Raw genomic sequence first — 22,022 nt, 5'->3', positions numbered from 1 at the left:
AAAATCAGAAAAGATAAATTTAATGAAAAAATTTTTAAGAAAATATATTTTTGCGACCGACCATAAAATCATTGGCCTTCAATTCCTTTTTACCGCCTTGATTTTTATGTTTTTTGGAGGTCTGCTCGCCATGGCCATTCGCTGGCAATTGGCCTGGCCAGGGGAAAAATTACCCATTTTAGGGATCATGATGCCGGAAACCTACGATGTCATTTTCACCATGCATGGAACCTTCATGATTTTCTTTGTGGTCATTGCCATTCTCGTCGGAGCCTTTGGAAATTTCCTGATTCCACTCATGGTTGGAACCCATGATATGGCCTTTCCCAAAATCAATATGGCTTCCTATTGGCTTTTCTTTATTTCCTGTGTCATTATGGTCGGAAGTTTCTTTGCACCTGGGGGAGCTGCGGCAACCGGTTGGACCGCCTATGCGCCGGTGAGCGTCATTGCCTCCAAAGGACAAACCTGGTGGCTGGTCAGCCTCATTTTTCTTGGAACGTCTTCCATTCTAGGATCCTTTAATTATTTAACCACGATCATTAATCTGAGGGCCCCAGGTATGGGATTTTTCAGAATGCCCATGTCCGTTTGGGGTCTCTTTATCACCGCCATTCTTTCTCTTCTGGCTACACCCGTATTGACCTCGGCTCTTGCCATGCTCCTTTTGGATCGTCTTTTGGGGACAACCTTTTTTCTGGGGGGAGTGGGACAACCCGTATTATGGCAGCATGTCTTCTGGTTTTATTCACACCCCGCCGTTTACATTATGATTTTACCGGCGATGGGAATGGCCTCGGATATTCTTTCGGTTTTCTCCCGCAAACCTCTCTTTGGATATCATGCGATGGTCTATGCCCTTTCGGCCATCGCAGGACTGGGATTTATCGTATGGGCCCATCATATGTTTGCAACAGGCATCAATCCAACCTTGGGAACCACCTTCATGGTCTCAACCATGCTGATTGCCGTTCCCACAGGGGTTAAAATCTTCAACTGGTTGGGAACACTTTTTGGAGGGAGAATTCGTTTGACCACACCCATGCTGATGGCCATTGCCTTTGTTTCCATGTTTGTCATTGGGGGTTTAAGTGGAATTTTTCTTGCCGCAACCGCCGTCGATATTTTTTTACATGACACTTACTTTGTCGTTGCTCATATTCACTATGTCTTATTTGGTGGAAGCATGTTCGGCATTTTTGCAGGCCTTTATTTTTGGTATCCCAAAATGTTTGGCCGCATGATGAATGAAAAATTAGGGAAAATTCACTTTTGGTTTACGTTTGTTTTTTATAATTTCACTTTTTTCCCCATGCATCTTCTGGGGATTCACGGCATGCCTCGGCGAATCTATGATTATAGACAATATGGGTTTCTTCAGGGGCTTGAACCGCTTCAAATTTTCATTTCGATCAGTGCCTTTGCCCTTTTCCTAGGCCAAATCCCCTTTGTCTATAATTTCTTTGTCAGTTTATTTCGAGGGAAGAAAGCAGGCAATAACCCCTGGCAGGCAAACACACTTGAATGGACGATTTCGTCGCCGGCACCCCATCTGAATTACGAGGTTATTCCCAAGGTTTACCATGGGCCCTATGAATACAGTGTCCCCGGGAAGAAGGAGGATTGGACACCTCAGAATCAACCATGAAAATGAGTCCATAGTCAACGGTCAACAGTCCATAGAAAAAATACTTTCTTTAAAGCTGTCGACTGTGGACTGTGGACTGTAGACTTGTTTTCATCCACTTAGGTGGACAAAAGTTTATAACAACAATTATGAATACAACTCAAAAATCTAGTGGAGTCCATCGTTTCGCAACCTTCGTTGCCATTTGCACTTTCTTTTTACTTTGTGCAGGGGCCTTGGTCACGAGCACGGGATCTGGATTGGCTGTTCCGGATTGGCCCCTTTCTTACGGGCAATTTTTTCCCCCCATGATTGGCGGCATTCTTTTTGAACATGGGCATCGGATGATTGCAGGTTTTGTAGGTTTTCTTGCACTGCTTCTCATGGCGAGCCTCCTTTGGAAAGAAAACCGTCGATGGGTTCGTTGGATGGGTATCGCCGCTTTTCTCGTTGTCATCGCTCAAGCCCTTTTAGGTGGAATCACCGTTCTTTTTATGCTTCCTGATCCCATCTCAATCAGTCATGCCGGCCTTGCTGAAATTTTCTTTTCTTTGGTGGTCAGTCTCGTCCTATTTACTTCTCCTCGATGGATGGCCTCTTCTGAAAATTTATCCTCCAAAGATTCAAGTCAAACTCAAGAGAAGGGTATCTCATTAAAATTTTTATCACTCATGATGACACTCATGATTTATGTTCAGATCCTTTTAGGGGCTTATTTTCGACATTCAGGCCTTGGAATCTGGGCTCATGTTTTTGGAGCATTCGGGGTAATCTTTTTCGTGGGTTGGATGGGAATTCGTGTTTTGAGAAAGGGTGCTGAAGAAAAATTTTTGGTGAAATGGACCTTGTTATTGTTGATACTCATGAGTACCCAACTTATTTTAGGCCCTGTTTCTTTAATTGCAAAAATGGCGGCAAAAGATTTTATCCAACCTCAAATCTTCAAAGTGACTGTCACCGTCATTCATCTGGCATTAGGGGCATTGATGCTTGTAACCAGCCTTGCAATTACGCTTTGGAACTTCAGGTTAAAACCTCTGAAAAAGGCCCATCTGCTGCGTTGCCTGCTTCGCTCTAGGACCTTTTTGAGAGGTTTTGTGTTATAGGTTATATTCCTTTAAAAAAGAAGGTTTACCCCTTTTGCGTGGGAGAAGGAATTTGTTCATGATAAAGAAATTCATCTTGAATTTAAATCGATGGCGGGACTACTTAGAATTGACCAAACCGAGAATCAATTTTCTCGTTTTAGTTACGACAGGGGTCGGTTTTCTCCTAGGATCACACCCGCCTTTTATTTTTCAAAGATTCATTCACACCCTTTTGGGAACAGCTTTGACTGTGGCAGGCTCCGGCGTACTGAATCAATGGTTGGAGCGAGACTTGGATGCAAAAATGAAAAGAACCGCTCAGCGCCCCCTTCCTGCTGGAAGACTTCATCCTCGTCAGGCCCTCATCTTCGGAATTATTTTATCAGGGATAGGCCTTTTCTATCTTGCCTTCATGATTAATTTTCTAACGAGCTTCCTTGGATTCATTGCTGGGTCAACTTATCTTTTTATGTACACCCCTCTTAAAACACGAACCTCGCTCAATACCATTGTCGGAGCCATTCCGGGAGCCATTCCTCCCATGATGGGATGGTCCGCGGCCACAAGCCAAGTTAATTTCGAAGCTTGGGTCCTTTTTTCCATTCTCTTTTTTTGGCAATTACCCCATTTCTTGAGTCTTGCAAGTTTATACAAAGATGATTATGCCGAAGCAGGTTTTCAAATGCTTCCGAGTTTGGATTTAAATGGAGGCATGACCATCCGCCAGATTATTCTTTATACCTCGGCACTGATGGCTGTCAGCTTACTACCGACACTCAAAGGAATGACCGGATCCGTTTATTTCTTTGGTGCCTTATTTTTAGGTCTTGGTTTTCTGGGGATGGGACTTCGTTGTGCATTTTTATTTTCTAAGAAAGATAAAATACGCGAGGCCTATAAAGGTCTTTTTCATGCCTCCATCATTTATCTTCCTGTGATGCTCATTTTAATGGTGGTGGATAAGATTTAGATGGATACAAGTTTTTATAAGGAGATAGATCAATGAGTCATGCAGCAACCATGAATCAGGAAACACTTCTCGAGCGACCTGTGGGAATCGATAATGCCAAGCTGGCAACATGGCTTTTTCTTTGTTCAGAAATCATGTTCTTTGCGGGCCTCATTGGGTCCTATATTGTTCTACGCTTAGGGGCCCTCCATTGGCCCCAACCTGGTAAGATTCTGAACATTCCTCTGACTGGATTTAATACCTTCGTTTTAATCTGTAGCAGTGTCACCATGGTCAAGGCCTTTTACTGGTGTGAAATGGGAAATCAAAAGAAATTGAAACAGCATATTTTTTCCACCTTTCTCTTTGGAGTCCTCTTTCTTTCCATTCAGGCCTTTGAATATCATAAACTTTATGTCCATCATGGGCTTCACCCTGAAGGAAATCTTTATGGAACCTGTTTTTACATTTTGACGGGTTTTCACGGGTGTCACGTCCTAGGGGGAGTGATTGCGATGTTTGTTCTCTTGATTAAATCGCTTCTAGGTCATTTCACAAAAGAACATCATGCCCCTGTGGAACTGGTAGGACTTTATTGGCATTTTGTTGATTTGGTGTGGATTATTTTGTTTACGATTGTATACTTAATTTAATGCTAAAGGATAACTATGAATCAAGAAAATGAAGAAGCCAGTAAAAGTTTTTCTCACCCTAACTACATGGGTGTATGGGGGTGGTTATTGGGGCTGACAGCCTTGGAAGTGGCAGCGCTTTATCTCCCCATTCTACAAGGAACGAAAATCATCATTCTTGTAACCCTTGCCATTACGAAGGCACTCCTGGTCGCAATGTATTTTATGCATCTTAAATTTGAAAGAGTGATTCTCATTGCCATCATTCTCTATCCCATTATTTTATCGATTACGCTCACTCTATTAACGGGCTTAAGCCTCTACCGATTTTAATGGAAAATCGCTTTTTCTCCCTACAAAAATTGCTTTACCTACTCATTTTCATCGGGGTAGGAAGTATATTCTTTTGGATTTCCTGGATACATTTTCATCACACACCTCAATTAAAAAATAATCCTATCCCTATCTATGGTTCTTTACCCCCTTTTTCTCTTATCGAGGCCGAGGGTCGACAAATCACCCAAAATGATTTTTTAAATAAAATTTCTGTGATTGATTTTATTTTCACTCGTTGTCAAGGCCAATGCCCTTTCATGAGTGAAAAAATGAAGGATCTTCAAAAAATTTTACCTAAGGATTCTCGATTGCAATGGGTTTCCATCTCGGTCGATCCTGAATGGGACGAACCTCCAGTCCTCCAAGAATATGCGAAGAAGTATCAAAATGCCCTTTCACCCTGGTTGTTTTTGACAGGAAAAAAAGAAATGATCTTTTCTCTGATGAAAGAGGGTTTTCACCTGGGGGTATCCGAAGCGGGAGGAACAGTGGAAGAACCCATTCTCCACAGCAACCGATTTGTTTTAGTGGATCCTCAAGGCCAAATCAGAGGATATTATCCAGCCACAGACGAAGACCGATTTGAGCAGCTAAAAAAAGATATTCTTACTCTGCTCCATAGAACCCACGAGAGGCAAGAAACATGATTCCTTTAAAAGTCTTTCCAGCCCTGAATGCAACGCTCAATGGAACGTGTGGCGTCTTTCTAGGCTTGGGTTATTACTTCATTCGTAGAAAGAGGATTTTACCTCATAAAATCTGTATGCTCTCGGCTTTTTCTGTCTCGATCGTCTTTCTAGCAAGTTATCTTTACTATCATGCCCATCACGGGGTAACCCATTTTTGGGGGACAGGATGGATCCGCCCCCTTTATTTTTCAATTTTGATCTCCCACACCTTCTTGGCTGTGGTGATTGTCCCCCTTGCTTTGATCACGCTTTATCAAGCCTGGAAAGAAAGGTTTCAAAAACATGTAAAAATTGCCCGCTGGACTTTCCCTTTATGGCTTTATGTTTCAATCACCGGTGTGATAATCTATTGGATGCTTTATATGAAATGAGTCCACAGTCAACAGTCAATGATAGACAGATTTAAGGGAAGCGTTTTTTCTATGGATTGTGGATCCGTTTTTATTGTTGTCGTAAATTTAAAATCCAAAAATCAAAATGCAAAATGACAACCTAAAATCCAAAATTTCTAATGCTATTGCAGGGGAGACATTTTAAGTTTTACATTGTCATTTTGATCTTTGATATTTGATTTTTGGATTTTCATGGTTGATCTTAAAATGAAACTTAAACTCAAACTTTTATTTCTATATCTCTTTTTTTTGATGAACCAAGGAGCTATCTTCGCCTGCCCTGCTTGCAAGGATGCGCTTGGAACAGAAGGGGCTTTAAGTTTAGCCCGAGGATATTTTTTGAGCATTATGATGATGCTCAGCCTACCTTTTATTCTTACAGGAACCTTGGCCTTTTTAATTGTGAGAACTTATCAGCGAAAGAAAAAGATTTTGGAAAGCGTAGGAGCCCCTGTCTAAAAAAGCTCATCCTTGGTTTTTTATTCCAACCCTTTACTTTGCAGAGGGAGTCCCTTATTGCATCATTAATACCGTTTCTGTCATCTTCTACAAACGCCTCGGCATCGAAAATACTCAAATCACATTTTGGACCAGTTTTCTTTATCTGCCTTGGGTCCTTAAAATGTTCTGGGGGCCATGGCTTGATCTTTATTCGACCAAGAGAAATTGGATTTTTTTTACGCAAGTTTTCATGGTGTTGATCTTGGGGGGAGCTGCGCTTTTCCTTCGGCTTCCTCATTTCTTTCTGATCACACTTCTCCTTTTTACCCTTGGAGCTTTCATCTCTGCCACTCACGACATTGCGGTCGATGGATTTTATTTGTTGTCCCTTTCAAAAGACCATCAGGCCATGTTTGTCGGAATTCGTTCTTTTTTTTATCGTATGGCCATGATTTTTGGCTCTGGTTTTTTAGTTTATTTTGCAGGGAAACTCGAAATCCTTCTTCAAAATATCTCTTTAAGCTGGACTGTGACTTTAGGATGTTCTGCCATTCTTTTTATATTTTTATCTCTTTATCATCGTTTGATTTTACCTTTTCCAAAAGAAGATGTTTCTATTCTTTTGATTCAGAAAGAAAAAACATCCTGGAAAAAAGTTTTTGACTCCTATTTTAGTCAAGAAAAAATTGGGGCCATTTTGGCCTTCATTCTGCTTTATCGTTTGGGAGAAGGCATGTTAGTAAAAATGGTCTCTCCCTTTTTCCTGGATCTAAAAGAAGCGGGGGGGCTTGCCATGAGCACTTCCCAAGTGGGAATGGTTTACGGAACCTTTGGAGTCTTAGCTTTAATTTTAGGAGGGATTTTGGGAGGGGTTGGACTTTCGAAGTTTGGTCTTAAAAAATGTCTTTGGCCGATGGCCTTAGCACTTAATTTACCAGACGTCTTTTATGTGATGATCGCCTATTTTACTCCATCTCTCACTTATATTTACCCCTTGGTTTTTCTTGAACAGTTCGGCTACGGTTTAGGCTATTCTGCCTTTTCCGTTTTTTTGATGAGAATGGCTACAAGGCGTGAATACCCGACCTCTCATTTTGCCATTTCAACAGGCTTAATGGCCCTAGGAATGATGATTCCCGGAATGATCAGTGGAACTCTTCAAAAAACTTTTGATTATCCTCATTTTTTTATTATTGTGTGTCTGGCAACACTTCCGGGGATGTTGGTCATTCCCTTTCTTCCAATAGAGGAAACCTCTTCAAATTCCCTTTTTAATTTAAAAATCAAACATCAAAAATAAAAATGACAACCTAAAATCCAAAATTTCTAATGCTATTGTAAGGGAGACATTTTAAGTTTTGATCTGTCATTTTGATTTTTGATGTTTGATTTTTGGATTTTCACTGCTACATCCCAATTTTTATTTCTCCCATCAGCGTTGCCCCTTCTTCCATGAAAAGGTTTTTGGTGGAAAGGGTCCCGATGAAAATAGCGTTTTTCTTTAAGAAAACCGTTTCATGCGTTTGAATATTCCCTTGATAAAGACCTGTTAAAATAATTTTCTTCACCCAGAACTCTTTTTTGATACTGCATTGCACAGAAGATTCAAGGGTGAGACACTCCGCCATCATTCCTCCCTCAAAAATAGCGCCAGATTTGAGGGTAATCGAATCTGCCGTCAAGTGCCCAATGAATTTTCCAGCGATGAGTGCCTCTTTCACTTTGGCCGTAGAATTGAGCACTGTTCCTGCCGCATCAATCGAGAGATTTCCATAAGTTTCAAGATCACGACTCAGGACCGATTTCACATGATAATCTTGAAGATCATTTCGATACCCACATTTTTTACAGAGAAAGGACTGGGCTTTAAGGGGAGCAGGAATTTCAATATGGCAGCGAAAGCAACTGACCAGCTTTGTTTGAGTGGTTTTGGCTTGAGAAGGAGAGGAGGGATGAAGCATTTCTTGAACTTGAATGGAAAGGTGACATTTCCCGCAGAAAAGAGAAATTCCATCCGGTCGAACATTTTGCTCGGATTGACAATGAGGACAGTGGATCACCACTGTTCGACCTGAAACCTTTTGAACCTTGGTAAGAGGAGGAGGACTGCTCACTCTTTTTATTTTCGTTCTACCAATTCACTGTGAAGCGTTTGTTTCCCGAGTTTTGAAACCACATCCGCCATTCTCTTCCCATCTGGATTCACTTCAGATTTTCCACAAAAGATAACCCCCTCTTCAATCACCAAACGTGAGGCTCGGATATCTCCAAAAAGCTGGGCCTGGGCCTTCAGCTCAACTTTATCCGTCGCAATGACATTGCCTTGAATCTTCCCTTCAATCACCGCGTTTTCGACCTGAACGTCTCCTTTGACTTCCCCGGTAGAACCTAAAGTAAACCGACCTTCAGAAATGATTTGTCCTTCAATTTTTCCATCCAATCTTAAAGCATTTGAAAACTTCAAGGTTCCTTTAATTTCCACTTCCGCATTGAGAAGATTTTCTTGATTTTGAGGATTCATAGTTTTGCTCCTTTAGGATTAGAAGGGTGATAAAGCTTACTGCTATTTTTAAGTGAATTTAAACACAGTAGGAGAGAATTTGTCACGCAAAAATCATTTTTCCAAAGTCCATTTTCCCTTGATCCTTTCTTAGTTGGTATGATAAGGTGCATGTTTCTATATGTGACAATTTCAGTCTTTTTAAGATAAAGGAGGTTTTTATGGCTCAAGAACGCAAAGGGGCGGTGACCTTTAAAGGAAACCCCCTCACCCTCATCGGTCCAGAACTGAAAATAGGGGATTCGGCTCCAGACTTTCAATTATTGGCCAATGATCTTTCCACGGTTACCTTAGCGAGCTCAAAAGGTAAAACGAGACTCTTTAATGTAGTCCCTTCTTTGGATACACCCGTGTGCGATTTACAAACCAAACGGTTTAATGAGGAATCGGCTAAGTTTCCTTCAGACATTCAAGTTTTAACAGTCAGCTGTGATCTTCCCTTTGCTCAAGCCCGATGGTGCGGACAAGCTAAGGCAGATCGAATCAAGTTTTTGTCTGATCACCGAGATCTCTCTTTTGGTCAGGCCTACGGAGTTTTGATTAAGGAATTACGTCTCCTTTCCAGGGCCATTGTTGTTGTTGATGCAAGAGATAAAATCTCATACATCGAGGTGGTAAAAGAAGTGACCCACCCTCCCAATTACGAATTGGCTCTTGCTTCACTCAAACAAAAGGTTTCATAAGTAAGATTATGAACCCTGGTTCTTCTGACAAAGATCAGAGGAATCGGGTTTTTTTTAATTTACATTAGGTTATATTAGGTATGAATAAGCCTTCGCTCTTAAGAAATCTTTTTAATCGTCCTAGCCCTATTTTAGCGGTAGGTGCACATGATGCCCTGAGCGCCAAATTGATTGAAGAAGCCGGCTTTGATGCTATTTGGGCAGGAGGTTTTGGAATTTCTGCTGCTCAAAAGTGTCTGCCCGATGCCAATTTTCTGACAATGACGGAAAACCTCGAAGTTGCCAAGAATATCAATGAAGCGGTCCTGCTTCCTGTGATTGCGGATTGTGACAATGGCTATGGAAATGCGCTCAATGTCATGAGAACGGTCATCGAATATGAGAAGATAGGGATCGCAGGGATTTCCATTGAAGACAATATCTTCCCAAAACAGTGCAGTTTTTATCCTGGCTTTCGTCGTGAGCTGGTTTCCGTTGAGGAAATGGAAGGTAAAATTCGAGCCGGTCAATCGGCAAAAAAAAATCCTGACTTTTTATTCATTGCCCGGATCGAGGCTTTGATTGCGGGATGGGGGATGGAGGAAGCCCTTCGGCGAGGCGAGGCTTATGCAAAAGCGGGTGCGGATGCCATTCTCATTCATTCCAAATCTAAACTCCCAGATGAAGTGATTCAATTTGCAAAAGCATGGAAATTAAAAGTCCCTCTGGTTGTTGTCCCCACTATTTTTGACTCCATTTCTGCTGAGTCTTTAGGTGAGCACGGTTTTAAAGTGGTCATTTTTGCAAATCAACTCATTCGTTCAGCCATTCGGTCCATGAAGGAAATGCTGAAGGAACTTAAAGAAAAAGGTTATTCGGGCGCCGTTCAATCTCATTTGATCCCTCTTGAGGAAGTATACCGATTGGTGGGCGTTCAAGAAATGAAAGAGGCGGAAGACCAATATCTTCCTATTGGGGGTGAAAAAACTCGAGCGATTATTGTGAGTGCGGGTTTTGAAAAAGATCTTATGCCCCTCATTGAAGATCGACCCAAGAGTATGCTTGAGATTAAAGGGAAAACCATTTTAGAACGTCAAGTAGAGGTTTTGAATTCTTGCAACATTAAAGATATTGTTGTTGTCAGAGGTTATCAATCTGAAAAAATACGACTTCCCAATTTGCGTTATTATGAGAATCCGCATTATGAAGAAAATTATATTTTATCTTCCTTTTTTTGTGCTGAACCTGAAATCGAGGGACGCGTCATTTTCCTTTACGGAGATATTCTGTTTGAGAAAACCGTGCTCGAAAAATTGCTCCAATCGCCAGAAGACATTTCTTTGGTGGTGGACCGTGCTTGGTATGATGCCCATCGGGATGGGAAAATTCCATTGGGAATAGAGCGAGAAGTGGTGATGATGAAAGAACCTCCTCCAACAGCTTATCGTTATCTCTCATCAGGGGCCCATCAGTCTATTGTCAAAATTGGCGAAAAATTAGATCGCAATCTTGCCCACGGTGAATTTATAGGAATGGCCATGTTTTCTCCCAAAGGAACCGAAATTCTGCGCAAAGAATATGAGCATTTAAAGCATGCTCCCAACGGAAATTTCCACGAGGCCATTTCCCTTCAAAAAGCCTCATTGACAGACATGATTCAAGAAATGATTGAACGGGGTCACTGTGTCCATGCAGTGGATATTTATAAAGGTTGGATGGAGATAGATACCTTCGAAGACTATCAGCGAGCGTGGGCGACACTGAAATAAAGTTTAAACTGTTTTGTCATCCTATGATTGATTTAAAATGCTCTAAACTTGCGCATGATTTTTGGCAAAAACTTAAAATAAAGGGTTTTAATTTTTTCACGGGTGTCCCTTGCAGCTTTCTTGAAGATTTAATTAGGTGCATCAGCACTCATGAGGATTATTTACCCGCTGTAAGAGAAGATTCTGCCATGGGAGTGGCCGTTGGAGCATATCTCGGAGGGAAGAAACCCGTTCTTCTTATGCAAAATTCTGGGCTGGGAGTTTCTTACAATGCGCTGACTTCCCTCAACCTCATTTATAAACTCCCCGTTCTAATGCTGATTTCTTTGAGAGGCTATCAGATCAAAGATGCTCCAGAACATTGGGTCATGGGAGAGATCACCCCTCATCTCTTAGATACGATTAAGATTCCTTATCGTATTCCATCACCCGAAAGCTTAGGAGAAGATTTAAAATTCTGCATTGATGAAATGAATCGTGGGCAAATCCCTGCCGCTCTTTTAATGAGAAAAGGAATTTTCGGCGGACAGTGAAAATATCAAAAACTCTTCAAAATTTTGGATTTTGATCTGTCATTTTGATTTTTGCATTTTAAATTTTGATTTTTAAAAGGATGAGTCATGGAATGAAGCGAATAGAAGCCATTCAACATATCTCAAATCTTCTCACAGATCAGTTGGTGATTCATGCCAACGGTCATATTTGCCGGGAATCATTTTCCGTAAAAGATCGCCCTGAAAATTTTTACATGATGGGTTCCATGGGGCTTGCCCCTGCGATTGCTTTGGGAGTAGCTCTCTCCCATCCTGAAAGAAAAGTCGTGGTTTATGATGGAGATGGAAGTGTTCTCATGAGCATGGGAAATCTTGCCATGACTGGAAGTCTTAAACCTAAAAATTTGATTCATATTGTTTTTGATAATGAAACTTATGGGTCAACAGGGGAGCAACCCACTCTTTCTAAATTTATTCCTCTTGAAAAAATTGCCTTAGATTGCGGGTTTCGCATTTCAGAAAAAGTAGATTGGAATGAATCCCTCACTCCTAAATTAAATAAAGTTCTGAAAGAAGAAGGACCTTCTTTCCTGTTGATTAAAGTCCAGTCCAGTGATGGAGAGCTCTGCTCTCGAGTGAAACTGACTCCTGAAGAAATCACAAATCGATTCAGGTCCTTGATGTAGGAGTTGTTGCGTTTTATAACTTTAGATGTTGAATAGTTCCTGTATGCCTTTTAGATCGACAAGTGATTCCTTATAAGGTATCATCTTTGCATGGGGAGGATTAAGCGGGGTGGTTATATTTTTGAATTTTGGATCGGTGATCATTTCCCCCGTCACGTACATGTTTTTAAAAATGGAAAGTTTCTTGCGAGGGTGGAACTAGACGTTCACCTGACTTTAATGGAAGGAAGAATCACTCGACAGATTCGAAAAATTCTGGTGGCCTTGATGAAGGAGGAGGCTTTCGGATGAAGCATAGAAGATTCAAAAAGGTTGACTTTGATAATAAAAAAAAGGTTTTTCATCTGCTGTATATTTCAGGGTTGGAGATCGAATGCCCTTATTCTGCGCTAGGAATTCGTGAAAAGGTTATAGAAGCAGGGCCAGATCAAGAGGTCAGTGGGTATTCCTTCTATTTTGTGCTGGAAGGAGGGGAAAAGAATTTTGTTCCATTTGACCAACCTCTGCATATTGCGCAGCATCCTGAGTACGTGCGAGAAACGGTTCTTTACGAGATTACCAAACAGATCAATTGCTTTATCGATCAAGAACAAGTATCAAAGCGTGAATTGTCAAGACGCTTGAGAACATCTATGTCGCAATTGGCGCGGCTCTTGGACACAACAAATTACAAAAAGGAATTTTCTCGTCTTATAGAATTAGCTGCGATATTAAATTATGAGTTCAAGTGGAAATTCAAAAAAGCTGCCTGAAAAATATATTCTCCTTAATCCAGGCCCTGTCAATACCTCAAAAAAGGTGAAGCAATCTCTTCTCCGAGGGGATCTTTGTCACCGGGAAAAGGAGTTTTCCAACCTCCTCTTAAAAGTGAGACAAAATTTGCTTAAGGCCTTTGGCTTAAAAAATTATTTTCCTATCTTTCTCTCCGGCTCTGGAACCCTGGCCCTGGAAACTGCTTTGGTCTCCACGCTCGATCCCAAAAGAAAAGTACTTGTCCTTTCGAATGGAGTGTACGGGGACCGAATTGAAAAAATTATTTCACTTCATGGATTTCGCAAAGAAATTATAAAGGTTCATTTGGGTGAGCCCCTTCCTTTAGATAGAATAAATCAACTTCTTCTTTCGGATTCTGAAATTGAATCAGTAGCCATGGTTCATCACGAAACCTCGACAGGGATGTTGAACCCCCTTCGGAAAATTGCCCAACTCAAAGGAATGAAGGGAAAAAGACTGATTGTAGATGCCATCAGCAGCCTCGGCGGAGAAGAAATTTCTTGGGGAGAAATCCCCATTCATGTTTGCGTTGGAACCGCCAATAAGTGCATTCAGGGATTACCCGGAGTTTCCTTTGTTCTTCTTCGCGAAGGGGAGTTAGAAAAAATGCATTCTTTTCCCCCTCGCTCTCTTTACCTTGATCTTAAAACCTATTGGAAAGAACAGGAGTCTGGAGGAGTTCCCTTTACCCCTGCTGTTCAAACTTTTTATGCCTTGGATACCGCCTTGGAGGAACTCATTGAGGAAGGGGTTAAAAATAGAATTCAAAGATATCAACAATACTCAGCGAGATTTCGCCAAGGATTTGAAAATTTAGGACTCGAATATCTCATTGATCCCAAATATCATTCAGGGACTTTGACAGCCCTGAAATTACCTGCAGGCGTTTCTTATGACGCTTTACATGATCAATTAAAGGCGCAAGGATTCGTGATTTATGCAGGACAGGGGGATCTCAAAACAAAAATTTTTCGTGTCGCGAATATGGGAAATTTGAAGTTGAAAGACATTGACCGATTTTTAAAATGTTTGGAAAAAATAATAAAATGAAAGCACTTATTCTTGCTGCTGGCGTCGGCAAAAGACTCTCTCCTTTTACAGATCATACCCCAAAATGCCTCATTGAAATGGGAGGGACAACTATCTTAGAACGAATGCTCTCTTGCTTGGAGAAGGTGGGTATTCGAGAAGTATTCATCGTGGTCGGTCATTTAAAAAATAAGATTTTTGAAAAAGTAGGGAATTCTTTGGGTGGGCTTTCCATTTCTTACATCGAAAATGATCGCTATCATGAAGGAGGCATTCTCTCCCTTTGGGCGGCTCGTCCTATTTTGGAGAAAGATGATTTTCTGATCATGGATGCGGACGTTCTTTTTCCATTCCCCATGCTTGAAAAATTGATCCAATCCCCGCATCGAAATTCTTTTTTGCTAGACGAGAATTTTCAAGACACCGGGGAAGAAATGAAGTTGGGAATCCAACGTGGCCAAGTGTGCGAAATTTCAAAGAACTTGTCCTCTTCCTATGAAAAAGTTGGAGAAGGCATCGGCTTTTTGAAAGTGGGCAAAGAAAATTTGCCTTCTTTAGTTTCCAAGCTGGATACATTTTACAAACGAGGGCAGGTGACTTGTGAATATGAGACCGTTTTGAATGAATGGATTAAATCTGAAAAAGTGGGATACACAGATATTCATGGACTTCCCTGGACCGAGATTGATTTTGAGGAGGATTTAAGAAAGGCCTGGTTGAGGATTCTGCCCAAAGTTGAGAAACTCGAGGAGGCAAAAAAAATTAAACCTCTTAACCGGCGTCTCTCAAGTCCCATCACCCGATTTTTTCTTAAAACACCGCTTACGCCCAATATGATTACTTTACTCAGTTTCTTTTCTGGACTGATCGGTTTGTTTTTCTTTTCAAGAGGGTCTTATCTCACAAGCTTATGCGGAGCCATTTTTTTCCAACTGTTTTACATTCTTGATAATTGTGATGGCGAGGTGGCTCGGGCAAAACATCTTTCTAGTCGACTGGGCGGCTGGCTGGATATTGGCTGTGATGGAATCATTCATACCCTTTTATTTCCATTATGGGCGTGGGGACTTTATCGAGCCAGTGGACAAAAAGCAATGCTCATTTTGGGTGGAATTTCTTTTATTGGCGTGGTGGTCACCGTTTCTATTTTCATGCTGAAAAGGATTTTTAATTCCAAAAAAATCAAGGAAGATGTTTTCAAACTCTCCGTCAAAAGAATGGGACTTCTTGCAAAAGTTTTAGAATACCTGAAGCAAGGGGATTTTTCATTTTTAGTTTTAATCGTTGTTTTTTTTAACTTCCGAGAGATGTTCTTATGGGCCTCGGCCATTGGCCTTCATCTCTTCTGGATTGCTATTTTGGTTTTTCATTTAGAGGAAGCGCCGGTAGGGTAAAAAAGCAGTCCGCTTATCCCTTACAGCTTGTAACTATTTATCATTCCCTATCTTAATCTTGATATGTGATAATGGGTCCTTACTGAGAGAAAAATCAAATGAAACTACGTCAAAAATTACTCCTGGCTTTAGGTGTTTCCTTATTTGTCTATTTTACGACTCGTGCGGGCTGGCACGCTATTTTGAATGAAATCTGTAAACTGAAATGGAACTTTATTCCTCTTCTAACCGTTTACGGTTTTGTCAACTGCTGGGATACCTTAGGCTGGAGATTTGCCTTTCATCCACGGGTTTGCTGCGTCAATTTTTTTAGGCTTTTTTGGATTCGGATCGCAGGTGAGGCTGTGAACAATACCACTCCCACGGGTTATGTAGGGGGAGAGCCTGTTAAAGCCATGCTTTTGAAACCCTACGGAATTTCAATGACTGAAAGTATGAGCTCTCTGGTGATCGCCAAAACCACCATGGCCCTTTCTCAACTTCTCTTTGTAGTGATCGGCCTTGTTTTTGCTTATAACCGACTTGATATTTCGAATGCCTTAAGAGGCGTTGTGCTGGCTTGCTTTGGACTTTTGATTATTCTTGTCTTTCTATTTCTTTTCTTACAAAGCCGCGGACTTTTTTCAGGATCGGCGAAATTTTTTATTCATTTAAAGATTGGTCGAACTTTTCTTACAAACATCATGCATAAAATCGTAGAGATGGAATCCCTCATGATGACTTTTTATAAGGAATATAAAATCCGCTTCTTGATTTCCTTTTTCTTTCATTTCTTAGGATGGCTTGCAGGTATTTTTGAAATCTTTCTGATTGTTCATTGGCTGAAACTTCCTTTAGACCTTGGGGATGCCCTGATGATTGAGGCCTTGCATCAATTGATTCGAGGGCTTGCCTTCATGGTTCCTGCAAATTTGGGAACTCAAGAAGGCGGAAATTTATTTATTTTTACCTCATTAGGATTTGGAGGGGCGTTGGGGCTTTCGGTCAGTTTAATCAGACGCGTTCGTGAACTGTTCTGGTCAGGCCTTGGATGGGTCATTATTATGAATTCAAAAGTAAACGCGGGGAAAAAACAGTAAGTAGTATATAGTAAGCAGTAAGTAGTAAGTAGTAAGAAGTATGTAGTATGTAGTAAAGAAAATCGAATCTATGCTTTTCTTCTACTTACTTCTTACTCCCTACTGTTTTTGGATGGAAGTCATACCAGGGGAGGGAATTGAACCCCCGACCTAGGCCTTATGAGAGCCCCGCTCTACCACTGAGCTACCCTGGCGTACAAAAAAAATTCGGATTTCGAACTTCGAATTTCGGATTTAAAATCGATCTATCATCAAATCCGATATCCGTAATCCGATATCCGAAAGAAAACTGGTAGCGGGGGTTGGATTTGAACCAACGACCTTCGGGTTATGAGCCCGACGAGCTACCAGGCTGCTCTACCCCGCATCTGTAATACGAAAATGACACTAAAAGAAAATATTATACGACTTTTTCCAATAAATTCTAGACTATTTTTTAAGGCAAATGGGGGTGCTTATTTTGATTTCAAATCTTGAGCTGCTTCAGGTCTTGAGCTGCTTCAGGAGGCTTTTCACAATAGAGAAGACGGGTGCAGTGCTCGCAAACATGAATGGATTTTCCTGCCTTTGCAACAATGGCAACTCCTGCAGAAGCCGCTAGAAAGCAGCCTTGGCAAACCCCATTGATCAGTCGAACAATCGCATTTTTATAACGTCTCTTCGCACGATCATAAGCACGAATAAACTCGGAAGGAATGCCCACTCGATGATCCGCAAGCTCCTGAATGAGCTCGAGTTTAGAAGCCTTGGCTTTCTTTCGTAGCTCTTCCTCAATTTCTTGAATTCTTAAGAGAGATTTAACTTTTGAGCTCATAAATAGCTGGGGCAACTATAATCTCAAATCAGTTTCAAGGCAAGGTTAAAAATGGATGGATGGACTGGACCAAAGACCAGAGACTAGAAATTCTTAAGAGTCCGTGGTCCATGGTCTGTAGTCTGGGGTCCGCGGTCTTTGATTGATCATCAAAACTCCTTCTGATACAGTCATTCATTGAATAAGAAAATAGAATGAATCATTATAAAGAAGAGAAAAAAGCCAGGGAATATGATGAGCGAACCTGTTTTGTTATGTTGGAGTGGAGGGAAAGACAGTTCTCTTGCGCTTCAGGCTTGTCTTGAAAACTCAAAGTTAAATGTAAAAGCACTTCTCACCACGATCACAGAGGGCTACGACCGAATCAGCATGCACGGCGTTCGGTACCGCCTTTTACAGGAACAAATCACTTCCATTGGCCTTCCCTTGGAAGAAGTACGCATTCCTATTCAAGCCTCTAACTTAATTTATGAAGAGTCCATGTACAAAATTCTAGAGAAATATAAAAAAATGGGTATTTCAAAAGTTGTTTTTGGAGATTTATTTTTACAAGATATTCGAAGCTACAGAGAAAAGAATCTTGCTCAACTTGAAATGACAGGTCTTTTCCCTCTCTGGCTCAAAGATACGAAAAGACTCGCTCACGATTTTATACGTCAAGGCTTTAAAGCCATCTTAGTCTGTATCGATCCTAAACAAATGAATCCTTCCTTTTGCGGCCGTGAGTTTGATGAAAAACTTCTCAAAGACCTTCCTTCCTCGGTGGATCCCTGTGGTGAAAATGGGGAATTTCATACCTTTGTCTATGACGGTCCTATTTTTCAATATCCCCTTAAGGTCAAAAAAGGAGAAATCGTTGAGCGGGATGGATTTTGGTTTTGCGATCTTTTATAGCCTGAAGCGCCAAGATTTGTTATAAGAGGAAAGAGACCGGAGCTAACAATCCATGAATGTCCGACGCGATCAACTTTTTCGATTTTTCTTTCTTGGTGTTTTTCTCTTTCTCCTTTATCAAATCTTAAACATTCTCTCTCCTTTTTATACAGGGATTTTGGGATCCATTGTCTTAAGCCTCATCTTTTTCCCTCTGCATCGCTTGAACTTGAGAATGGTTGGGAAAAAAAGGATTAATCTTGCATCCTTTGTCTCGACATTTTTCGTGGTGGTTCTCATCGTTCTTCCCTTTATCTTCCTTTCTTGGCTTTTGCTCAACGAAATTAAAACACTTTCTCCCATGATTAAGCAATTAGGCATTACGCTCGAGAAATGGCGTCAGGGGGAAATTTCAACCGATGTTCATTGGTTAAAGATAATTGAAGATAAGCTTAAAAGTCTTCTTGATTTAACACAGGTTGATTTTCAAAAAATGCTGGCTGAGACAGCAGGAAAACTTGTGAACAACCTTTATCTTTTAGGAAAGAAACTTCCAAGAAACGCCTTAGCCCTTGTCTTTAATGTTTTGGTCATGATCTTTACTCTCTTTTTCCTTTTTCGAGATGGTCCTTTCCTTTTTAAAAAAGCAAAAGATCTAGTTCCCATGGAACCCAAGCATAAAGACCAAATTGCAGATCTTCTTTATTCGACCCTGACAGCCGTTGTCCGGGGAGTTTTCATTGTGGCTGCAGCCCAGGGAATAGCAGCTGGAATTGGATTTCGCATTATGGGAATCCCTGCCTTTGTTGTTCTGGGATTTACGACCATGTTTACAGCCATGATTCCTTTTGTGGGGGCAGGAGCCGTCTGGATTCCCGTTTGTATTTGTTATTTCATAAAGGGGGCCACCTGGCAATGGATTTTCTTACTCATTTGGGGTTCAGGAGTTGTCAGTTTGGTTGATAATTTCTTAAGACCTATTCTCATTGGACATCGCATTAAACTGCCCATGCTTTTTCTTTTTTTTGGAATTCTAGGAGGAATTAAGGTCTATGGCCCCATGGGTCTTTTTTTAGGTCCCTTGGTTGTTGCTCTTGCAATGACTTTTATCAAAATTTATGGTGAGGAATATCAGGAGTGAACATCTCTCTCATTAAAAATAATTGGGCAAGCAGAGGATTTAGCTGTGATCTATGGACCGATCCTCCAGGGCAAGTCTGGGAAAACTATGTTCACGACGTGGATGAATTATTGATGATTTTAGAAGGCGAGGTGGAGTTAGAAATGCAGGGCCAGAAAATGTGTCCTAAAAAGAAAGAGGAAATTTTGATTTCTGCTCACGTGATGCATTCCGTGCGCAATAAAGGTTCGGTCGCTTCAAAATGGCTTTATGGCTATCGAAACAAATAGAAAAAAATTGGAAGAAAGTTGATTGATGTGGGATTATTTTAGAGCGGGTCGTTGCAAGAAAATCCTCAACAAAGGAGAACGATCATTGATGCGTAAAAAGACATTAACCCTTTATACAACCATGCTGTTCATGAATGAAAGCATAGGAGGTTTTTCAATGAATCCTCGTGTCAAATTTCTAGCCCGCCTTTTGTTCGTGGTATTTTGCTCATGCTCATGTCTGGGAAGAGCCGATCAAACAATAGAAGATTTCTATGAACATGCTAAGCCGCCTGCTGTAAGGTTAGTGGTTAAAGATGTCCCGGGAGCAAATCCTGTGACCCAGCTCGAGCTTCCTGCTGTTCTTGCCATACTCAAGTACGAATTGACGACGGGCCAGTGGCCTAACCTGTCGAATACAAAACGTCGGGAGCTTATATCGATCTTGGATGATGCTAACGCCCAATGCGTGATCACGAGGAAACAATCTACATGGGCCTGTTCAGCGGGAGGACAAACGATTGATAAGAATAAAGTCCTGTTGAATCAAGATGGACTCTATTTTAATGGATCTCCCAGAAGCCATTTTGATATTGCAAAATTGCTCCTGCACGAACTGGGTCATTTGCATCAGGAGAGATATAACATTCTTTGGCGGCCGGGCAAAATCAAGGAATGGTTTCCCCAAGATCTTGAAAAGCAATTATCGCCGACAAATTTTTCTCCGGAAAAGGTTAAAGAAGTGACGAAGCTTCTTGCCCAAGGGCGGGGAGAAATTGTAGATCGTGGACCCGTATGGGAGGCAGAGCGCCCGGGGACAATTCTTTTGAGCCGATGGGCAGGGCTTTGGGATGGCGGTGATACTTATACCGTCCATGTGAAGGTAGCGGGCGATACGGTTGAGGCCACTGTCCGTCACGGGCCTGATCTTGGAAGAGAGGATCCGCAGCGTATATTCAATTGCAAGGTCTCGGCGGGTGGGCGCCAACTCGATTGTCAGTGGGAGTCCGACCCGGAGTATCGAGATGGGCAAAAGCATGGGAAGAGGTCTGGGACAGGGACGTACACCTTGGTGCCGGGTGATACCCCTGACGGTGATACTGTCAAAGTGGAGGCTCATGAAGAGACCACTGCATTTGTCAAATATGGCAGCGAAATGCACCCTGGGAAAATATGGAGTGGAACTTGGACGCGGAAAAGAGAATAGCACATGACTTATGGCCATTGCTATTGTGACTTGTGGGATAAGGATCCGGCCCATTTTGAAAGGCAGGGAATACCCCGAGGTTATTGCGGAATTTGTGAACGATGTGGCAGACCCGGACATACGCGGCATTACCCCGGTCCTGTTCCGTACACAGGATCGTGGTGTAATCGCTGCTACCGTATCATCCCGTGGACAAACCCGGCCCTGTGGATTCCCCGAATTTTCATGATTCTGATTGCCCTCGTACTGGCCTGGATCATCTGGAAGATTTTTGCTCGAATTTACGCCTGAATATTTTTGCACGTTCAACGTAATCAAATACCGTTTTGTGATACGCGTCGTTTTCGTAACGAGCCACGCCTCCTACATTCGTTTTTACCTTGAGCTGGCTGTGAACGGCTTGTAGGGTAGACCGAACCATGGGATCGTTGGGTTCAAAGACTTCGAAGAACCACAAGGCAAAGAGACTCGCATCGAGCTTCATTTCGAGTGTGTATTTTCCATTAGAGTCCATCTGGGCCGTTTTTGCAAATCGGTTTAGACTGGGATTAAATAAATAGAGCTTCATCGATTTTTTGATTTCTTCAGTGGCTTGACGGTATTTGAGAGAAAGATTTTTTTCCCCGAAGGCTTCAGCAAAGTTGGCCGCTGCCTTTAATCCTGCAAAAACAGTCGAGACGGTAAAGGTGTGGACGCCCCGCTCCTCTTCCCATAAATCATAAGAGGGTTTTGGAAGCTTGGTTTTTTCGTCCCGATAGTTCACCATAAATTCTGCCGAGAGAATAATTAAATCGCGGTAAAGCGGTTTAATAAATTCCACATCATGAAAACGATCAAAATGTTTCCAGAGGGCCCACAACACGAGGGCGGTTTCATCTTCCTGAATCGGGAGTTCAGGTTCATTGTTTTTCCACCAGGGATGCCACGTGCTTCCGACCGATCCATCGGGCGTAAATTTATGAAGAAAATATCCGCCGGGATCCACAATTTGGCTGCAAAAATTAAAAAAGCGGCGGGAGATTTCTGAATAACCTGCCTTGATGAAAGAGGCTGCGACCAGAGCCCCATCCCTGGGCCACATGTAAGAATAGGTATCGCGTGAAAAATCCATAATATCTGTATCGTTGGAGGCCAGAAT

General features: G+C 41.7%; 26 protein-coding genes and 2 tRNA genes. 22 read left to right on the top strand and 6 right to left on the bottom strand.

Annotated elements, in window-relative coordinates:
- The first annotated feature begins 22 nt into the window (after positions 1-22).
- From HYS07_05975 to HYS07_05935, 9 genes are all read left to right on the top strand, one after another.
- Positions 23-1,648 (top strand): cbb3-type cytochrome c oxidase subunit I, encoded by a 1,626-nt coding sequence (locus tag HYS07_05975; GenBank protein ID MBI1870723.1) that lies wholly within the window; start codon positions 23-25, stop codon positions 1,646-1,648.
- A gap of 128 nt (positions 1,649-1,776) precedes the next feature.
- Positions 1,777-2,733, top strand: coding sequence for a heme A synthase (locus HYS07_05970; GenBank protein ID MBI1870722.1), 957 nt, complete (start codon positions 1,777-1,779; stop codon positions 2,731-2,733).
- Between the two features lie 58 nt (positions 2,734-2,791).
- A complete protein-coding gene (gene cyoE, locus HYS07_05965; GenBank protein MBI1870721.1) occupies positions 2,792-3,685 on the top strand; it encodes a protoheme IX farnesyltransferase in 894 nt (297 codons plus the stop codon).
- Positions 3,686-3,717: 32 nt separating this feature from the next.
- Positions 3,718-4,317 (top strand): heme-copper oxidase subunit III, encoded by a 600-nt coding sequence (locus tag HYS07_05960; GenBank protein MBI1870720.1) that lies wholly within the window; start codon positions 3,718-3,720, stop codon positions 4,315-4,317.
- Between the two features lie 15 nt (positions 4,318-4,332).
- Complete coding sequence (locus tag HYS07_05955) at positions 4,333-4,629, top strand: cytochrome C oxidase subunit IV family protein (protein MBI1870719.1); 297 nt, start codon at positions 4,333-4,335, stop codon at positions 4,627-4,629.
- Positions 4,629-5,279, top strand: a complete 651-nt coding sequence (locus HYS07_05950; protein ID MBI1870718.1) for an SCO family protein — start codon at positions 4,629-4,631, stop codon at positions 5,277-5,279. Before HYS07_05955 ends, HYS07_05950 begins: the two co-directional genes overlap by 1 nt.
- Positions 5,276-5,692 carry a DUF420 domain-containing protein gene (locus HYS07_05945; protein MBI1870717.1) on the top strand — a complete coding sequence of 139 codons (417 nt, stop codon included), beginning with the start codon at positions 5,276-5,278 and terminating at the stop codon, positions 5,690-5,692. Before HYS07_05950 ends, HYS07_05945 begins: the two co-directional genes overlap by 4 nt.
- A gap of 228 nt (positions 5,693-5,920) precedes the next feature.
- Positions 5,921-6,172, top strand: a complete 252-nt coding sequence (locus HYS07_05940; GenBank protein MBI1870716.1) for a hypothetical protein — start codon at positions 5,921-5,923, stop codon at positions 6,170-6,172.
- Entirely contained in the window at positions 6,165-7,454 is a 1,290-nt protein-coding gene (locus tag HYS07_05935) for an MFS transporter (GenBank protein ID MBI1870715.1), read from the top strand. Before HYS07_05940 ends, HYS07_05935 begins: the two co-directional genes overlap by 8 nt.
- Positions 7,455-7,560: 106 nt before the next feature.
- Here HYS07_05935 and HYS07_05930 read toward each other — a convergent pair whose 3' ends face one another.
- Both HYS07_05930 and HYS07_05925 read right to left on the bottom strand, forming a co-directional pair.
- Positions 7,561-8,268: a polymer-forming cytoskeletal protein gene (locus HYS07_05930; protein ID MBI1870714.1), complete on the bottom strand. Its 708-nt coding sequence runs from the start codon at positions 8,266-8,268 to the stop codon at positions 7,561-7,563.
- Between the two features lie 5 nt (positions 8,269-8,273).
- The gene (locus HYS07_05925; protein ID MBI1870713.1) at positions 8,274-8,675 is read right to left on the bottom strand and encodes a polymer-forming cytoskeletal protein; all 402 of its coding nucleotides are present in this window, start codon (positions 8,673-8,675) and stop codon (positions 8,274-8,276) included.
- Positions 8,676-8,875: 200 nt separating this feature from the next.
- On the opposite strand from HYS07_05925, the gene tpx reads away from it, so the two are divergent.
- The 9 genes from tpx to HYS07_05880 all read left to right on the top strand — a co-directional run bounded on the left by tpx (position 8,876) and on the right by HYS07_05880 (position 16,601).
- On the top strand, positions 8,876-9,397 hold the full coding sequence (gene tpx, locus HYS07_05920) for a thiol peroxidase (GenBank protein ID MBI1870712.1): 522 nt from the start codon (positions 8,876-8,878) through the stop codon (positions 9,395-9,397).
- 80 nt (positions 9,398-9,477) lie between these two features.
- Entirely contained in the window at positions 9,478-11,145 is a 1,668-nt protein-coding gene (locus HYS07_05915; protein MBI1870711.1) for an isocitrate lyase/phosphoenolpyruvate mutase family protein, read from the top strand.
- A gap of 23 nt (positions 11,146-11,168) precedes the next feature.
- Positions 11,169-11,678, top strand: coding sequence for a sulfopyruvate decarboxylase subunit alpha (locus HYS07_05910; protein ID MBI1870710.1), 510 nt, complete (start codon positions 11,169-11,171; stop codon positions 11,676-11,678).
- 92 nt (positions 11,679-11,770) lie between these two features.
- Entirely contained in the window at positions 11,771-12,325 is a 555-nt protein-coding gene (locus HYS07_05905; GenBank protein ID MBI1870709.1) for a sulfopyruvate decarboxylase subunit beta, read from the top strand.
- Between the two features lie 90 nt (positions 12,326-12,415).
- Positions 12,416-12,616, top strand: coding sequence for a DUF4160 domain-containing protein (locus tag HYS07_05900; GenBank protein ID MBI1870708.1), 201 nt, complete (start codon positions 12,416-12,418; stop codon positions 12,614-12,616).
- Positions 12,613-13,077 (top strand): hypothetical protein, encoded by a 465-nt coding sequence (locus tag HYS07_05895; GenBank protein ID MBI1870707.1) that lies wholly within the window; start codon positions 12,613-12,615, stop codon positions 13,075-13,077. Before HYS07_05900 ends, HYS07_05895 begins: the two co-directional genes overlap by 4 nt.
- Positions 13,043-14,149 (top strand): alanine--glyoxylate aminotransferase family protein, encoded by a 1,107-nt coding sequence (locus tag HYS07_05890; GenBank protein ID MBI1870706.1) that lies wholly within the window; start codon positions 13,043-13,045, stop codon positions 14,147-14,149. Before HYS07_05895 ends, HYS07_05890 begins: the two co-directional genes overlap by 35 nt.
- Positions 14,146-15,522: an NTP transferase domain-containing protein gene (locus HYS07_05885; protein MBI1870705.1), complete on the top strand. Its 1,377-nt coding sequence runs from the start codon at positions 14,146-14,148 to the stop codon at positions 15,520-15,522. The genes HYS07_05890 and HYS07_05885 overlap by 4 nt, the downstream gene beginning before the upstream one ends.
- Positions 15,523-15,620: 98 nt before the next feature.
- Entirely contained in the window at positions 15,621-16,601 is a 981-nt protein-coding gene (locus HYS07_05880; protein MBI1870704.1) for a flippase-like domain-containing protein, read from the top strand.
- 122 nt (positions 16,602-16,723) lie between these two features.
- Here the strand turns inward: HYS07_05880 and HYS07_05875 are convergent.
- From HYS07_05875 to HYS07_05865, 3 genes are all read right to left on the bottom strand, one after another.
- Positions 16,724-16,795, bottom strand: a tRNA-Met gene (locus HYS07_05875).
- A 96-nt stretch (positions 16,796-16,891) separates the two neighbouring features.
- Positions 16,892-16,968, bottom strand: a tRNA-Met gene (locus HYS07_05870).
- 99 nt (positions 16,969-17,067) lie between these two features.
- Positions 17,068-17,415: a hypothetical protein gene (locus tag HYS07_05865; GenBank protein MBI1870703.1), complete on the bottom strand. Its 348-nt coding sequence runs from the start codon at positions 17,413-17,415 to the stop codon at positions 17,068-17,070.
- Positions 17,416-17,646: 231 nt separating this feature from the next.
- Here HYS07_05865 and HYS07_05860 point away from each other — a divergent pair, with 231 nt between their 5' ends.
- The 4 genes from HYS07_05860 (at position 17,647) to HYS07_05845 (ending at position 20,884) form a co-directional block, all read left to right on the top strand.
- Positions 17,647-18,309, top strand: coding sequence for a diphthine--ammonia ligase (locus HYS07_05860; protein ID MBI1870702.1), 663 nt, complete (start codon positions 17,647-17,649; stop codon positions 18,307-18,309).
- A 52-nt stretch (positions 18,310-18,361) separates the two neighbouring features.
- Complete coding sequence (locus tag HYS07_05855) at positions 18,362-19,429, top strand: AI-2E family transporter (protein ID MBI1870701.1); 1,068 nt, start codon at positions 18,362-18,364, stop codon at positions 19,427-19,429.
- Positions 19,426-19,698, top strand: coding sequence for a cupin domain-containing protein (locus HYS07_05850; GenBank protein MBI1870700.1), 273 nt, complete (start codon positions 19,426-19,428; stop codon positions 19,696-19,698). Before HYS07_05855 ends, HYS07_05850 begins: the two co-directional genes overlap by 4 nt.
- An 88-nt stretch (positions 19,699-19,786) precedes the next feature.
- Positions 19,787-20,884: a hypothetical protein gene (locus tag HYS07_05845; GenBank protein ID MBI1870699.1), complete on the top strand. Its 1,098-nt coding sequence runs from the start codon at positions 19,787-19,789 to the stop codon at positions 20,882-20,884.
- A 256-nt stretch (positions 20,885-21,140) separates the two neighbouring features.
- Here the strand turns inward: HYS07_05845 and HYS07_05840 are convergent.
- Positions 21,141-22,022 (bottom strand): glycoside hydrolase family 15 protein (locus tag HYS07_05840; GenBank protein ID MBI1870698.1); only part of this gene is annotated, 882 nt, incomplete at its 5' end.

Source organism: Chlamydiota bacterium, from assembly GCA_016178055.1.
In the GTDB taxonomy this organism is placed as follows: Bacteria; Auribacterota; JACPWU01; order JACPWU01; family JACPWU01; genus JACOUC01.
This window is presented reverse-complemented; position numbering and strand designations above follow the sequence as displayed.